The following is a 13147-nucleotide window of genomic DNA, read 5'->3' on the forward strand; positions in this document are numbered from 1 at the left end:
GTTTTTAGCGGGCTTCAGCCGGTCATTCCGACGGCCTGGGACAGCCCGTCGGTTTTGCTCACCGCCAGACGACGCGCGCGGAGGCCGAAGGCCGCGAACAGGTCAGGCCCGGTACCGGTCAACAGGCTTTGCGCGGGCAGGGCGGCGATGCGGTCGTAAAGGGCCGCGCGACGGTCGGCGTCCAGATGGGCCGCGACCTCGTCCAGCAGCAGGACCACCGGCTGGTCGGACAGCGCGCGGGCATTGGCCAGGATCAGGGACAGCAGCAGGGCTTTCTGCTCGCCGGTCGATGACAGCGCGGCGGGCATGTCCTGCGGGCCCCAATGCGCGCCCAGGTCGGCGCGGTGGGGGCCGGTCAGCGTGCGGCCCGCGCCCATGTCGCGCGGGCGCATGGCGGCCAGGCGGTCGGCGATGGAACCCGCGTCGGGATCGTCGGCCTGGCCTTCGCCCGGCAGCAGCGTCAGGCGGGCAGCAGGAAAGTCGCCCCCTTCCTGCGCGGCGGTGATGGCCGTCAGCGCGGCTTGGCGGTTGCGGGTCAGGGCGGCGCCCGCATCGCCCATCTGCGCCTCAAGCGCGCGATACCAGCCGGGATCCCCCACCTGATCCTTCAGCAGGCGGTTGCGTTCCCGCATCGCCTTGTCATAGGTCAGCGCAAGATCGGCATGATCGGGATAAAGGCTCAGCGTCACGCGGTCCAGGAAGCGGCGCCGCGCCTCGGGCGGGTCGGACCACAGCCGGTCCATGGCGGGCACCAGCCAGATGATCCGCAGCAGGCGCCCAAGCGCGGTCTGCGCCACGGGCTTGTCGTCGATCAGGACCGTGCGCGGCTGGCCGGGCAGGGCCGTAGTCTCGACCGCATGATCGCCGATCCCTGACCGGATCCGCCAGCCCGCATCAGGCCCCTGACGCGCCTGATCGGAGGCGGACGCCGACCGCAGCCCGCGTCCCGGCGCCAGCATCGACACGGCTTCCAGGATATTGGTCTTGCCCGATCCGTTCGGGCCGAAGATCGCCAGGGGCCGGTGGTCAAGATCCAGGTCCAGCCGCGGCCAGGACCGGAACTGCGCCAGCGAGATCTTGGTAAGCGTCACACCCGCATCGGCATGACGACATAGACCGCCGTCTGGTCGGACCCTTCGCGGATCAGCGCCGCGTCGCCCGAGCCGTTGAACATGAAGACCGCATTGTCGCGGTCCACCTGGGACGCGATCTCCTGCAGGTACTTGGCGTTGAAGCCGATTTCCAGCGGTTCGTCGCCATAGGCCACGATCAGTTCCTCTTCCGCCGCGCCCGCGTCGGGGGCGTTGACCGACAGGACCAGCCGGTCCTGGTCCAGCGCCAGCTTGACCGCGCGCGAGCGTTCGCTGCTGACGGTCGCCACCCGGTCCACCGCGCGGGCAAAGTCGGTGGCGTCCACCTCCAGCTTGCGGGCGTTGTTCATGGGGATGACGCGCGAATAATCGGGGAAGGTCCCGTCGATCACCTTGGATGTCAGCGTCAGCGTGGGCGTGGCAAAGCGCACCTTGGTTTCGCTGACCGAGACGGCAATATCGACCTCGCCGTCATCCAGCAGCTTGCGCAGTTCGGCCACCGTCTTGCGCGGCACGATCACGCCTGGCATCTCGTCCGCGCCGACCGGAAGGGGCGCGTCGATCCGCGCCAGGCGGTGCCCGTCGGTCGCCACGCAGCGCAGCATCGGCTGGCCGTCGGCCTGCGCCACATGCATGTAGACGCCGTTCAGGTAATAGCGCGTCTCTTCGGTGGAAATCGCGAACTTGGCCTTGTCGAACAGGCGGCGTAGCACATCGGCCTTGGCCTTGAAGTTGGCGCTGTATTCGGACGACGCCATGACCGGGAAATCCTCGCGCGGAAGCGTGGCCAGGCTGAAGGACGATCGCCCCGCCTGCACCGACAGCCGCCCCGCCGCGTCATCCGTGCTGATCTGCACCAGCGAGCCGTCGGGCAGCTTCCTCGCGATCTCGTTCAGCATGACCGCGCTGACCGTGGTGGCGCCGGGGCGTTCGACCTGGGCCGGGGCCTGGTCCACCACCTCGGTATCGAGGTCGGTGGCGCGGAAGCTGACGCCCTCGGGCGTGGCCTCGATCAGGACGTTGGCCAGGATCGGGATGGTGTTGCGGCGTTCCACAACCGATTGGGCCTGAGACACGGCTTTCACCAGAACGGCGCGCTCGATCGAGAATTTCATCGCTTTTCCCTGTACCTGCGGCCATCCCGGCCCGTATGCGGACCTGATTTGTAACCAGCCGCGCGGGCGCTCACAAGCGTTTCGTGCGGCGGTTTCGTTCCTGTCAGGCTTCCAGCAGGCGCCGCAGCATGTTCACGTCCTCGGCCAGGGCGTGATCCTCGGCGACCAGTTCGTCGATCTTGCGGATGCCGTGCATGATCGTGGTGTGGTCGCGCCCGCCGAAGCGGCGGCCGATTTCGGGCAGGGACCGGCTGGTCAGCTGCTTGGACAGATACATGGCGATCTGGCGCGGCCGGGCGACGTTGCGCGCGCGCTTGGGCCCGACCATGTCGGCCAGGCGGATGTTGTAATGCTCGGCCACCTTGCGCTGGATGTCGTCGATGCTGATCTTGCGGTCGTTCGTGCGCAGGATGTCGGCCAGGCATTCCTGGGCCACCTCCAGCGTGATCTCGCGGCGCAGAAGGCTCGCATGGGCGAACAGGCGCTGCAGCGCGCCTTCCAGCACGCGCACGTTGGTGGTGATGCGATGCGCCAGGAACTCCAGCACGCCCGCGCCGATCTGCAGATCCGGCTGCTGGGCGCGGAACACCTCGGTCTTGGATTGCAGGATGCCCAGGCGCAGTTCGTAGGTCGTGGGATGCAGATCCACGATTAGCCCGCAGGACAGGCGCGACTTGATGCGTTCCTCAAGGCCCTTGATCTCGGCGGGCGCGCGGTCGGCGGAAATGACGATCTGCTTGCCCTGATCGACCAAGGCGTTGAAGGTGTGGAAGAATTCTTCCTGCGTGCTGTCCTTGCCGGCGATGAACTGCACGTCATCGACCATCAGCATGTTCACGTTGCGGAACATGCCCTTGAAATCCATGATCGTGCTTTCGCGCAGCGCCTGCACGAAGCGGTACATGAACTGTTCGGCCGACAGATACAGCACCTGCGCCAGCGGGTGGCGCGTTTGATAGTCATGGGCGATGGCGTGCATCAGGTGCGTCTTGCCCAGGCCCACGCCGCCATAGAGGAACAGCGGGTTGAAGCCCACCGGCCCGCCCTCGGCCACGCGGCGCGCGGCGGCATGGGCCAACTCGTTGGGCTTGCCCACCACGAAATTGCCGAAGGTATAGCGCGGATCCAGCGGCGCCCCCAGGTCGGGGCGCGCCGCCATGCGGGCGGCGGCGGGCGCCGTGGCCGATGCCACGGGGCGCGCGGGCCGTGCGGGCGCGGCGGCGGGGCGGGCGCGGCCGGGGGCCGTCTGCGGCACCACGTCAAAGCGCAGCCGTTCGACCGGCTGGCCGTGGCGGCTGAGCACGCCCATGATGTCCTTGGCGAAATGCCGGTTCACCCAGTCCGAGATGAATCGGGTCGGACTGGCGAAATGCGCGATCCCGGATTCCAGCCCGGTCAGGCGCAAGGGTTTGATCCAGTGGTTGAAATTGTTCGGCCCCACGCTTGTTTCCAGCGTGGCGCATGCCTGACCCCAAAGATCGTCCATCGTTTTGCCCTATCTATCCTGTCCCCAACCTTCGCCGGCCCTCCGGCGAAACAGGATTCGCGACGCGCATCGGGCGGCAGAACTGCGGACAACACCCCATCCTGCGTCCCCGAACGGGTCACATGACGGGGCTTTCGCCCAAATCCTGATCCTTAGACACGAGTTTCCGTGCAGCCGGTGGCAGCCGTCCGCCGAAAACCCGAGGGCAGGGAAAGGCGCCTGTTCCTTTCCTGGCCTGACCTGCCTGCCGCGGATTCAAAAATCCGCGCCGGCCGGCCCGTCCCCAACACAGCGACGTGAATCGCCCCATCAGGTTAGCCATGGCGAAGGCGGGGCCGCAACCGAACTATCTGCTTGACAGAAGCTTTGCCGGGACGAATCTGCGAGAGCCTTGACTCAAAAGGAAAGAATCCCGAAGGCCTTGATTTGTAGACATTTTTGCAACATTCGCAGGTGCAGAAATGGAAAAAGGGCGCGGACTGGCATCCGCACCCGATCAGGTTGACAGGCCCCGCAGGGCCAAGATTTCAAGGCAATCCGCGTCGAAGATGAAGCGGAAATCAGGCCGCCGACAGCGCCTTCACACGGGCCGCCAGACGCGAGATTTTCCGCGACGCAGTATTCTTGTGGACGACGCCCTTGGTGACGCCGCGCATCAGTTCCGGCTGTGCTGCCTGCAGCGCCGCCTTGGCGGCTTCGGCATTGCCCGAGGCGATGGCTTCCTCCACCTTGCGCAGGAAGGTGCGGATGCGCGAACGGCGGGCCTTGTTCACGTCGGTGCGGCGCTCGATCTGGCGGGCGCGTTTCTGGGACTGGGGGGTATTGGCCATGGGTTCTTGTCCTATCGGTCTTTTCAGCGTTTCAGTTGCGCAAAAGACCCAAGGAGCCGCTTCACGGGGAAGCGGTCATGATTCTTGCCTAAGCGGGCCCACGCGCATGTAAGCCGGGGCCTATAGGGCAAAGCGGCCCGAAAGGAAAGCCCGAAAATCAGCGGTCGCGGAACTGCGGCTCGCGCTTTTCCAGGAAGGCGGCCATGCCTTCCTTCTGGTCCTCGGTGGAAAACAGCGCCTGGAAGGTGCGGCGCTCGAACAGGATGCCCTCGGTCATGGTGGTCTCAAAGGCGCGGTTGACGGCCTCCTTCGCGGCCTTGACCGAAATCTGCGATTTCTCGGCGATCTTGCGGGCGGCGGCCATGGCCTCGGGGATCAGCTTGGCGGCGGGCACGATGCGGCTGACCAGGCCCGAGCGTTCCGCCTCGGCCGCATCCATGAAGCGGCCGGTCAGGTGCATGTCCATGGCCTTGGACTTGCCCACGAAGCGCGTGAGCCGCTGCGTGCCGCCGATGCCCGCGATGACGCCCAGGTTGATTTCCGGCTGGCCGAACTTGGCGGTGTCGGCGGCGATGATGAAGTCGCAGATCATCGCCAGCTCGCAGCCCCCGCCCAGGGCATAGCCGCTGACGGCGGCGATGATCGGCTTGCGGATGCGGGTGATGGCGTCCACCTTGGCGCCGAACAGGTCTTCCTCATAGGCGTCCACGAAGGTCTTGGTGGACATTTCCTTGATATCGGCGCCTGCGGCAAAGGCCTTTTCGCTGCCGGTCAGCACGATGCAGCGAATTTTGTCGTTGCGGTCGGCGTCAAGCAGGGCCTGGCCCAGTTCGGTGATCAGGGCTGTGTTCAGCGCGTTCAGCGCCTCGGGGCGGTTCAGCCGGATCAGGGCGGTGCTGTCCTCGATCTCGACGATGATGGTTTCATAGGCCATGGCTGCGTCCCCGTTGCGATGCATTCGGGGCGGACCCTAGCAAAAGCCGGATCGGAAAGCCAATCAGCCTAGCGCTGGCAGACCGGGCAGTAGAAGCTGGACCGCCCGCCCTGCACGATGCGGCGGATGGTGCCCGAACAGCCGGGGGTGGGGCAGGGCGCGCCCTCGCGGTCATAGACGCGGAAGCTGTGCTGGAAATAGCCCAGTTCCCCGGTCGCCTGCCGGTGGTCACGCAAGCTGGAGCCGCCCGCGGCGATGGCATCCGTCAGCACGTCGCGGATATGGCCCACAAGCGCCACGATGCGCGCGGCCCCGATGCGCCCCGCCGCCCGGCGCGGGTCGATGCCCGCGCGGTGCAGCGCCTCGGAGACATAGATGTTACCAAGGCCCGCGACGATTCGTTGGTCCAGCAGCGCCTGCTTCACCGGCACCTTGCGGCCTGCGAAGACGGCGGCCAGATAGGCGGGGGTGAAGCTGTCGTCAAAAGGTTCCGGCCCCAAGTGGTCCAGCAGCGGATGGGCCGATCCTTCGCGGATCAGGTCCACCATGCCGAAGCGGCGGGCATCGTTGAAGGTGATGGTGCTGCCCCCTTCCGTCACCAGCACCACATGGTCGTGGCGCGGCAGGATCGCCGGGTCGCGGTGGAAATCGCCAAGGCCCGCGCCTTCCACCAGCATCCGCCCCGACATGCCAAGATGCATCAAGAGCGTGCCGCCCCGGTCCAGGTCCGCCAGCAGGTATTTCGACCGCCGCCGCAGCGCCGTGACCGTGGCGCCCGTCAGAACCTGCACCAGATCGACCGGCAGGGGCCAGCGCAGGTCGGGGCGGCGAACCTCGGCCCGCGCGATGCGTTGGCCTTCCAGGTGCGGCTGGAGGCCGCGGCGGACGGTTTCGACTTCGGGCAGTTCTGGCAATCCCGGTCCTTTCGCTGCATTGTGCCGCAGGCGCATGGCTGGACATTGTGCGCGCCGTGCGTCGGGCTTATCTGGCGATGAAACAGCGGATCGGCAAGCGGATGAGCGACAAGAAGCAGACCCATTTCGGTTTCCAGACCGTGGACGAGGATGCCAAGGCCGGAATGGTCCACGGGGTCTTTTCCAGTGTCGCCAGCCGATACGACCTGATGAACGACCTGATGAGCGCGGGCATCCATCGCGTCTGGAAGAATGCGATGATGGACTGGCTGGCCCCGCGCGATGGCCAGCACCTGCTGGACGTGGCGGGCGGCACGGGCGACATTGCGTTCCGGTTCCTGGACCGCGCACCGGACGCCCGCGTTACCGTCTGCGACATGACCGAATCCATGCTGGTCGAGGGCAGGAAGCGCGCCGATGCCGTAGAAAAGTCCGACCGGCTGGCCTGGGTCACGGGCGACGCGATGGCGCTGCCCTTTGCGGATAACAGCTTCGACCGCTACACGATCAGCTTCGGCATCCGCAACGTCACCCGCATCCCCGACGCGCTGCGCGAGGCTTACCGGGTGCTGCGCCCCGGCGGGCGGCTGATGGTGCTGGAATTCAGCCAGATCCCCGTGCCGGCGATGCAATGGGCCTATGACCGCTACAGCTTCAACATCATTCCCGCCATGGGCCAGGCGGTGACGGGGGATCGCGACAGCTATCAGTATCTGGTCGAATCGATCCGCAAGTTCCCGGATCAGGACGCTTTTGCCGACATGATCCGCGCGGCCGGTTTCGGCCGCGTACAGTATCGCAACCTGTCGATGGGCATTGCCGCGCTGCATTCGGGCTGGAAGCTTTGAGGGGGCCGCACAACCTGCTGCGCCTGATCCGCACGGGCGCCACCTTCGAACGCACCGGCGCCATGCGCGCGGTGCTTGACGCGGTCGAAGCCCCGCCCCGGTTGCGGATCGCCGCGCATGTGCTGGGCTGGCCCTTCCGCTGGCTGGGCTACAAGGGCGACCCCGCCCTGCCGCCAATCACGCGGGCCATCACCGCGCTTGGTCCGGCATACATCAAGTTCGGCCAGATCCTGTCCACCCGCGCCGATGTGGTGGGCGTCGAGATGGCCCAGCAGTTGCGGATGCTGCAGGACCGCCTGCCGCCCTTCCCGACCGATCAGGCGAAGGACATCATCCAGGCCGAATTGCGCCAGCCGGTGGACCTGCTGTTTTCCGAATTCTCGGAACCCGTCGCCGCGGCCTCCATCGCGCAGGTCCACCGCGCCCGCATCCGCGACACGGGCCACGAGGTCGCCGTCAAGGTGTTGCGCCCCGGCATCGGCCCCGCCTTCCGCCGCGACATCGATGCCTTCCATTTCGCGGCAGGCATCATCGAGTTCCTGTCGCCCGGCAGCCGCCGGTTGCGCCCGCGGGACGTGGTGCGCCATTTCGAGGCTACCGTCACCGCCGAACAGGACATGCGGCTGGAGGCGGCCAATGCGTCCGAATTTGCCGAAAACACCAAGGGAGATGCGGGCTTTGCGTTGCCCCATCCGCATTGGGAACTGTCCTCGCGCCGGGTGCTGACCTCGGACTGGGCCGAAGGGCTGCCGATGGGGGACCGCGCGGCCCTCGTGGCGGCGGGCCATGACACCAGCCGCATCGCCACGCGGGTGATCCAGCTGTTTTTGCAGCATGCCCTGCGCGACGGCTTCTTCCACGCCGACATGCATCACGGCAACCTCAAGGTCGCGGCCAATGGCGACGTTCTGGCCTATGACTTCGGCATCATGGGCGAGATCGACGAATACACCCGCCGCGTCTATGCCGAGATCCTGTATGGCTTCATCCAGCGCGATTACCGCCGCGTGGCCCGCGTCCATTTCGAGGCGGGATATGTTCCCCGCGACCGGGACGAGGCCGCCTTCGCCCGCGCCCTGCGTGCCGTGGGAGAGCCGATCTTCGGCGCCAGCGCCAACCAGATTTCCATGGCGAACCTGCTGGCCTATCTGTTCGAGGTGACCGAGCGTTTCGGGATGCAGACCCAGACCCAGCTGATCCTGCTGCAGCGCACCATGGTGGTGGTCGAGGGCGTGGCCCGGTCGGTCGATCCGCAGCTGAACATCTGGGACGCGGCGAAGCCCGTGGTGTCGGATTACATCCGGTCGAACATCGGGCCCAAGGCGCTTGCGGGCGACATGGCCCGCGTCGCGCAGACGGTCGGTCGATACGGTCCGCTGCTGCCGCGCATCGTCGAGCAGGCCCTGTGGGAACGCGCCCATCCCGAGGAGGCCCGCGCGGTCCAGCCGGTCCTGGTCCGGCGCGGCGCGCCGGTCTGGCTGGCGGTGGTGCTGGCCCTTGGCGCGGGCGCGGCGATCGGGATGGGGCTGGCCTGAGGGCCTTTTGCCGGATTGCGGATGTCAGGCCTGGCGGCACGCTCCTTGCCCTGCGGCCTGCGCCTTCGGGCAATCGGTCCGGCGAATGTCCACGGGACATTCGCCTGCCGCACCTTCCGGGGTCAGAAACACAAGATCTCGGCCTCGGCCTCGGCGCGCTTCAGCCTGGCTGTCATCTCGGTCATCTGGGCCATGCCTCGAAACATGCCCGCCCGTTCGCCGGTGGTCTGCTGCATCCGCAACACGGTTTCGGCCTGGACATAATCGTCATAGGGCAGGACTTCCGCGATCTGGTCGATGGCGCAGGAACAGCGGTCCAGCATGTCGCGATTCTGGCCATTGGTCGCCATGCAGGCAAAGACATATTCCGCCCGCGCATTGGTCGGATAATCGTTGACCACCTGGGCATGGACCGCCCCGGCACCCAGAGCCGCCGCCAAGGCCAGCAGGCGCGGGATCATTGCAGCGCCATCCGGTTCAGATAGCCGGGCTGCGCGCCTTCGGTCTGGGCGCGTAACTCGCGGATCGGCTGGGCGGGATCTTCGCCCAGGACGAAGGTCAGCGCCAGGGTCTGGAAGCCTCCCATCCGGGCCGCGTTCGGATCCTGGGCGAAGGGCCGGAAGCTGGCGACCGCACCATCGCCGCTGCGGTCGATCGTGCCGCCCTGGAACAGCGCCTCCTTGATGCGGTTGCGGATATAGAAGGGGCTGCCGCCCGTCAGCCCCGCCATGTCGCGGGTGACCTGTTCCAGGAAAAAGGTCAGCACCGGATCCCCGGCCGAGATCGGGAAAGGCCCGATCTGCCGGGTCCGTGTGTCGGTCTTCTGCACCAGTTGCAGAACCGGCTGCTGGTCTGATGGATCCGTGACCTCGGTCAGCGTCAGGCTGCCTGCCTTGACCGGCTGGAAACCCGTTGCCTCCGGCCCCTTAACCTGGAGGGACCAGTTCAGATCCTTGTCCAGCGACCAGGGACCGCGTTCGGCGAAGACGGCGTCGCCCGCCTCGCCCGGTAGGGCGGGGCCGGCGGTCAGCGCGGACAGGCCCAGCCACAGGGCTGCGGCAATGGCACGATTCATGGTCATCCTCCCACATGCAGGTGCAGATTTGCGCCGCCCGGCCCCAAGGACAAGCCCCGGCGGCCCAGGGATCGGCCTTTGGTCGCAGTCACGCCAGGATCCCGCCCAGGATCTCGGCCAGTTCGGCGGGGCGCACCGGCTTTTCCATCAGATGCACCCCCATGTCCGCGCAACTGCGCGCGATCCGGGGGTCGCGATGCGCGGTGATCATCACCGCCGGGATCGCCTGCCCGACGGCCCTGCGCAGCGCCCGGACCGCGTCCACGCCGGTATCGCCGTTTTCCAGGTTGTAGTCGGCCAAGATCACGTCGGGCGGGTCGTCGCCCATGGTGGCCAGGGCCTCGGCGGTACCGCCGGTCACGCGGGCCACCATGCCCAGGCGGTCGCGCAGGATCATCTCGTATCCGCGCCGCATGCCGGGGTCGTTTTCCACCACAAGCGCCACGCGCCCGCGCAGCGGCAAGGCGGTGTTGTCGGGCCGGGCCGAGGGTCCGGCGGGGTCGCCGTTCACAAGTGGCAGGCCCACGCGGAAGACGGTCCCGCGCATGGCTTCGGAATCCAGGCGGATCGGGTGGTCCAGCTTGGCGCAGGCGCGGCGCACGATGGACAGGCCCAGGCCCATGCCGGGGGTGCCTGCGTCCTGGGACAGCCGCTGGAATTCGTCGAAGATGCGATTGCGGTCCACCGCCGGGATGCCCACCCCGGTGTCATAAACGCACAGCCAGCACAGATCGCCCCGCCTGCGCGCGCCCACGACCACGCCGCCCTTGTGGGTGTACTTGATCGCGTTCGACACCAGGTTCTGCGCGATCCGGCGCAGGAAGACCGGGTCGCTTTCCACCACCGCATCGGTCGGCACGAAGGACAGGCGCAAACCCTTCGCCTCGGCCAAGGGGGCGAATTCCACGGCCAGCCTGCGGAACAGGTCGCCCAGGGGAACCGGCTGGCGGTGGAACTCGATCCGCTGGCTGTCCAGCCGCGAGATGTCCAGGACCGCGTGCATCAACTGTTCCACCGATTCGAAGGCGCCTGAAAGCCGGCTTGTCAGCTCAGCCTGAAGATCGCTCATGGGCGTGTCGGTCAGCATGGACAGGAACAGCCGCGCCGCCGACAGGGGCTGCAACAGGTCGTGGCTGGCCGCGCGCAGGAAGCGGGTCTTCGAACGGTTCGCCTCCTCGGCCGACGCACGGGCCACGGCCAGTTCGCGGTTGCGCTGCGACAGGTCGGCAAGCGCGCGTTCCAAGTCGCGGGTGCGGACCATCACCTCCTGCTCCAGGGCGACGGCGGCCTGGAACATCGACCAGGCGGAACCCCGCGATTCCTCCAGCCGGTCGATGCGGTCGATCAGAACCTGGTTGATGCGCCGCAGTTTCTCGACCTGGCGTTCCGGCCCGTCGTTGTCACGCAGCATGGGATCACGCAGCATCGGGGGCGGCCAGATCCTCGTTCGGCATGAAGGCCAGGCCCACGAAGGTCTGGTTCACATGCATGCCGCTGTGCTGTTCGCCATAGGTGTTGAAGCCCGCCACGCGGTATCGCGCCAGCAGGTCCGACATCTGGTCGCGCAACCCTTCGCGTTCCAGGGCCAGCCGCCGCAGGATGCAGTCGAAGCCCAGCACCATCAGCGGCGGGCGGGGCAGCGAGGCCAGGGCTTCGGCAAAGCCTTGGGTCATGTCTTCGGCCCGGCCAAGGGTCAGGACGGTGCCGATGTCGATGGCCGACATCAGCGACAGCCCGCCGTCGGGGGTCTGCGCGCTGATGGCGCGGACATGGTGGTGGCGTCCCATGCGCAGCAGCAGGGGATGGCGCGCGAATTCGGTGGGCGTCAGCGCGTCGGGGTCGATGCCGGTCAGGCGGGCATATTCCTCGGCCGCGGGTTCGGCGTTCAGTTCCAGGATGCGGCGCTTTTCGGGGATTGCGGCCGTCACGACCACGCGCGTGGCAGTGGGGCTGAAATGGGCGAAGGTGACCTCGCTGACGGCCAGGTCGGTTTCCACCAGCAAAAAGACGGCGGCGTTGGTGACGACCTTGCCCCCTGCCAGAAGCCAGGTCTGGCGGAAGAACAGCCCGTCGCCCGCCGAGCCCCCCAGCGTCGGGACCGAGGGCAGGGCCGCGTCGATGGTCGCCACAAGCGCATCTTCCTGCCCCGCCAGCCCATCGACCAGCAGCAACCCGAACAGCGACCGCTGGGGATCGGGGCCGAAGCCCGCCTGCAACCGGCGCAGCGCCGCCATCCAGTCCGAGACCGGAAGCTGGTCCAGATGCGGCAGGACCAGGGCCGAAGCCCGGAAATGGGACGCCGGAAAGCCGATGGCGACCACGCTGTCGCTGGCATAGCCGCCGGGCCCGATCTCTCCGGCAGAGGAACAGCCCGCGATCACGCAGCCTTCTGGCAGGCCCGCGCGCAGCACGGCGTCAAGGGCCGCCAGTTCGGGGCCATGCGCGCCGAAGATCAGGACAAGGCCCGGATTGGCTCCGCGCAGGCCGTCCAGCAGGATCCGGCCGTGATCGGCCTCTCCGCGGTCGGCCTGCACGGCCACCGGCCCGGTGGCGCCCTCCTTCGCAGCCGGGCCGGTATTCATCAGCCCGCCTCGAACAGCCGGACAGTATTGGCAAGCAGCACCGCCTGGGTCCGGCGGCGCGCGTTGATCTTGGACATGATCGCCGTGATATGGGTCTTTACCGTGGCCTCGGCGATGGACAGGTCATAGCTGATTTCCTTGTTCGCCTTGCCCTGGCAGATCAGCCGCAGGATCTTCATCTGCTGCGGCGTGAGCGTGGCGAAGCGGCGGGCAAGTTCCGCCTTGGCCTCGTCCTCGGCGCAGGTTTGGTCGGGGGCATAGCCTTCGGGGGTGACATGTTCGCCTTCCCACATGCGGCGCAGGCTGTCCACCAGGGCCTCGCGCCCCAGCGACTTGCTGATATAGCCCTGCGCCCCCGCCGCCATCGCAGCGGAAATCATGGCGCTGTCCATGTCGGCGGAAATCATGGTGATCGGCACATCGGGCAATTGCCGGCGCAGGGTCACGATGCCCTCGGCCCCCCGCGCATCGGGCAGGTTCAGGTCCAGGATCACGGCATCGGGCGCGCCCTGCGCCTTGATTCCGTCCAGGGCCGCGCCCAGGCTGCGGGCGGTCCGCACATTCTTCAGCCCGAAGCTGATCTTCAGCGTCAATGCCAGCGCGTCGCACATCAGCGGGTGGTCGTCCACGATCAGGATCTCGCGCACCTGATCGGCGCTTTGCCGTGGCGTCTGCGGCGAACGCGCCTGCATGGCTGCGGCTGTCATGATGGTTCCTCCTCGGATGGTGCCGCGGTC

General features: G+C 67.3%; 13 protein-coding genes. 2 read left to right on the plus strand and 11 right to left on the minus strand.

Annotated elements, in window-relative coordinates:
- Positions 1–14: 14 nt before the first annotated feature.
- The 6 genes from recF to mutM form a co-directional block, all read right to left on the minus strand.
- On the minus strand, positions 15–1091 hold the full coding sequence (gene recF / locus AAIL68_RS07705; protein ID WP_347139132.1) for a DNA replication/repair protein RecF: 1077 nt from the start codon (positions 1089–1091) through the stop codon (positions 15–17).
- Positions 1088–2206 carry a DNA polymerase III subunit beta gene (dnaN, locus tag AAIL68_RS07710; RefSeq protein WP_347139133.1) on the minus strand — a complete coding sequence of 373 codons (1119 nt, stop codon included), beginning with the start codon at positions 2204–2206 and terminating at the stop codon, positions 1088–1090. The genes recF and dnaN overlap by 4 nt, the downstream gene beginning before the upstream one ends.
- A 103-nt stretch (positions 2207–2309) precedes the next feature.
- Positions 2310–3692 carry a chromosomal replication initiator protein DnaA gene (gene dnaA, locus AAIL68_RS07715; RefSeq protein WP_347139134.1) on the minus strand — a complete coding sequence of 461 codons (1383 nt, stop codon included), beginning with the start codon at positions 3690–3692 and terminating at the stop codon, positions 2310–2312.
- A gap of 560 nt (positions 3693–4252) precedes the next feature.
- Entirely contained in the window at positions 4253–4522 is a 270-nt protein-coding gene (rpsT, locus tag AAIL68_RS07720; RefSeq protein ID WP_347139135.1) for a 30S ribosomal protein S20, read from the minus strand.
- A gap of 157 nt (positions 4523–4679) precedes the next feature.
- On the minus strand, positions 4680–5456 hold the full coding sequence (locus AAIL68_RS07725; protein ID WP_347139136.1) for an enoyl-CoA hydratase: 777 nt from the start codon (positions 5454–5456) through the stop codon (positions 4680–4682).
- A 68-nt stretch (positions 5457–5524) separates the two neighbouring features.
- Positions 5525–6370, minus strand: coding sequence for a bifunctional DNA-formamidopyrimidine glycosylase/DNA-(apurinic or apyrimidinic site) lyase (gene mutM / locus AAIL68_RS07730; protein ID WP_347139138.1), 846 nt, complete (start codon positions 6368–6370; stop codon positions 5525–5527).
- Positions 6371–6471: 101 nt separating this feature from the next.
- Here mutM and ubiE point away from each other — a divergent pair, with 101 nt between their 5' ends.
- Together ubiE and ubiB are read left to right on the plus strand one after the other, a co-directional pair.
- Entirely contained in the window at positions 6472–7218 is a 747-nt protein-coding gene (gene ubiE / locus AAIL68_RS07735; protein WP_347139252.1) for a bifunctional demethylmenaquinone methyltransferase/2-methoxy-6-polyprenyl-1,4-benzoquinol methylase UbiE, read from the plus strand.
- Positions 7215–8753 (plus strand): 2-polyprenylphenol 6-hydroxylase, encoded by a 1539-nt coding sequence (gene ubiB, locus AAIL68_RS07740; protein WP_347139139.1) that lies wholly within the window; start codon positions 7215–7217, stop codon positions 8751–8753. Before ubiE ends, ubiB begins: the two co-directional genes overlap by 4 nt.
- 122 nt (positions 8754–8875) lie before the next feature.
- On the opposite strand, the gene AAIL68_RS07745 is transcribed toward ubiB, so the two are convergent.
- The 5 genes from AAIL68_RS07745 to AAIL68_RS07765 all read right to left on the minus strand — a co-directional run bounded on the left by AAIL68_RS07745 (position 8876) and on the right by AAIL68_RS07765 (position 13117).
- Positions 8876–9214, minus strand: a complete 339-nt coding sequence (locus AAIL68_RS07745) for a hypothetical protein (RefSeq protein WP_347139140.1) — start codon at positions 9212–9214, stop codon at positions 8876–8878.
- The gene (locus tag AAIL68_RS07750; protein WP_347139141.1) at positions 9211–9834 is read right to left on the minus strand and encodes a hypothetical protein; all 624 of its coding nucleotides are present in this window, start codon (positions 9832–9834) and stop codon (positions 9211–9213) included. The genes AAIL68_RS07745 and AAIL68_RS07750 overlap by 4 nt, the downstream gene beginning before the upstream one ends.
- Positions 9835–9916: 82 nt before the next feature.
- Complete coding sequence (locus tag AAIL68_RS07755; protein WP_347139143.1) at positions 9917–11254, minus strand: hybrid sensor histidine kinase/response regulator; 1338 nt, start codon at positions 11252–11254, stop codon at positions 9917–9919.
- Entirely contained in the window at positions 11244–12410 is a 1167-nt protein-coding gene (locus tag AAIL68_RS07760) for an FIST N-terminal domain-containing protein (protein WP_347139144.1), read from the minus strand. The genes AAIL68_RS07755 and AAIL68_RS07760 overlap by 11 nt, the downstream gene beginning before the upstream one ends.
- The gene (locus AAIL68_RS07765; protein ID WP_347139145.1) at positions 12410–13117 is read right to left on the minus strand and encodes a response regulator transcription factor; all 708 of its coding nucleotides are present in this window, start codon (positions 13115–13117) and stop codon (positions 12410–12412) included. The genes AAIL68_RS07760 and AAIL68_RS07765 overlap by 1 nt, the downstream gene beginning before the upstream one ends.
- Positions 13118–13147 lie beyond the last annotated feature (30 nt).

The organism is Paracoccus sp. SSK6 (genome assembly GCF_039770665.1).
Lineage (GTDB): Bacteria > Pseudomonadota > Alphaproteobacteria > Rhodobacterales > Rhodobacteraceae > Paracoccus.

Excerpts from the sequence above, each read along its gene's own strand:
- dnaN (WP_347139133.1), bottom strand. The coding sequence starts at position 2,206 with ATGAAATTCTCGATCGAGCGCGCCGTTCTGGTGAAAGCCGTGTCTCAG.
- dnaA (WP_347139134.1), bottom strand. The coding sequence starts at position 3,692 with ATGGACGATCTTTGGGGTCAGGCATGCGCCACGCTGGAAACAAGCGTG.
- rpsT (WP_347139135.1), bottom strand. The coding sequence starts at position 4,522 with ATGGCCAATACCCCCCAGTCCCAGAAACGCGCCCGCCAGATCGAGCGC.
- AAIL68_RS07725 (WP_347139136.1), bottom strand. The coding sequence starts at position 5,456 with ATGGCCTATGAAACCATCATCGTCGAGATCGAGGACAGCACCGCCCTG.
- ubiE (WP_347139252.1), top strand. The coding sequence starts at position 6,472 with ATGAGCGACAAGAAGCAGACCCATTTCGGTTTCCAGACCGTGGACGAG.
- AAIL68_RS07745 (WP_347139140.1), bottom strand. The coding sequence starts at position 9,214 with ATGATCCCGCGCCTGCTGGCCTTGGCGGCGGCTCTGGGTGCCGGGGCG.
- AAIL68_RS07750 (WP_347139141.1), bottom strand. The coding sequence starts at position 9,834 with ATGACCATGAATCGTGCCATTGCCGCAGCCCTGTGGCTGGGCCTGTCC.
- AAIL68_RS07755 (WP_347139143.1), bottom strand. The coding sequence starts at position 11,254 with ATGCTGCGTGATCCCATGCTGCGTGACAACGACGGGCCGGAACGCCAG.
- AAIL68_RS07760 (WP_347139144.1), bottom strand. The coding sequence starts at position 12,410 with ATGAATACCGGCCCGGCTGCGAAGGAGGGCGCCACCGGGCCGGTGGCC.
- AAIL68_RS07765 (WP_347139145.1), bottom strand. The coding sequence starts at position 13,117 with ATGACAGCCGCAGCCATGCAGGCGCGTTCGCCGCAGACGCCACGGCAA.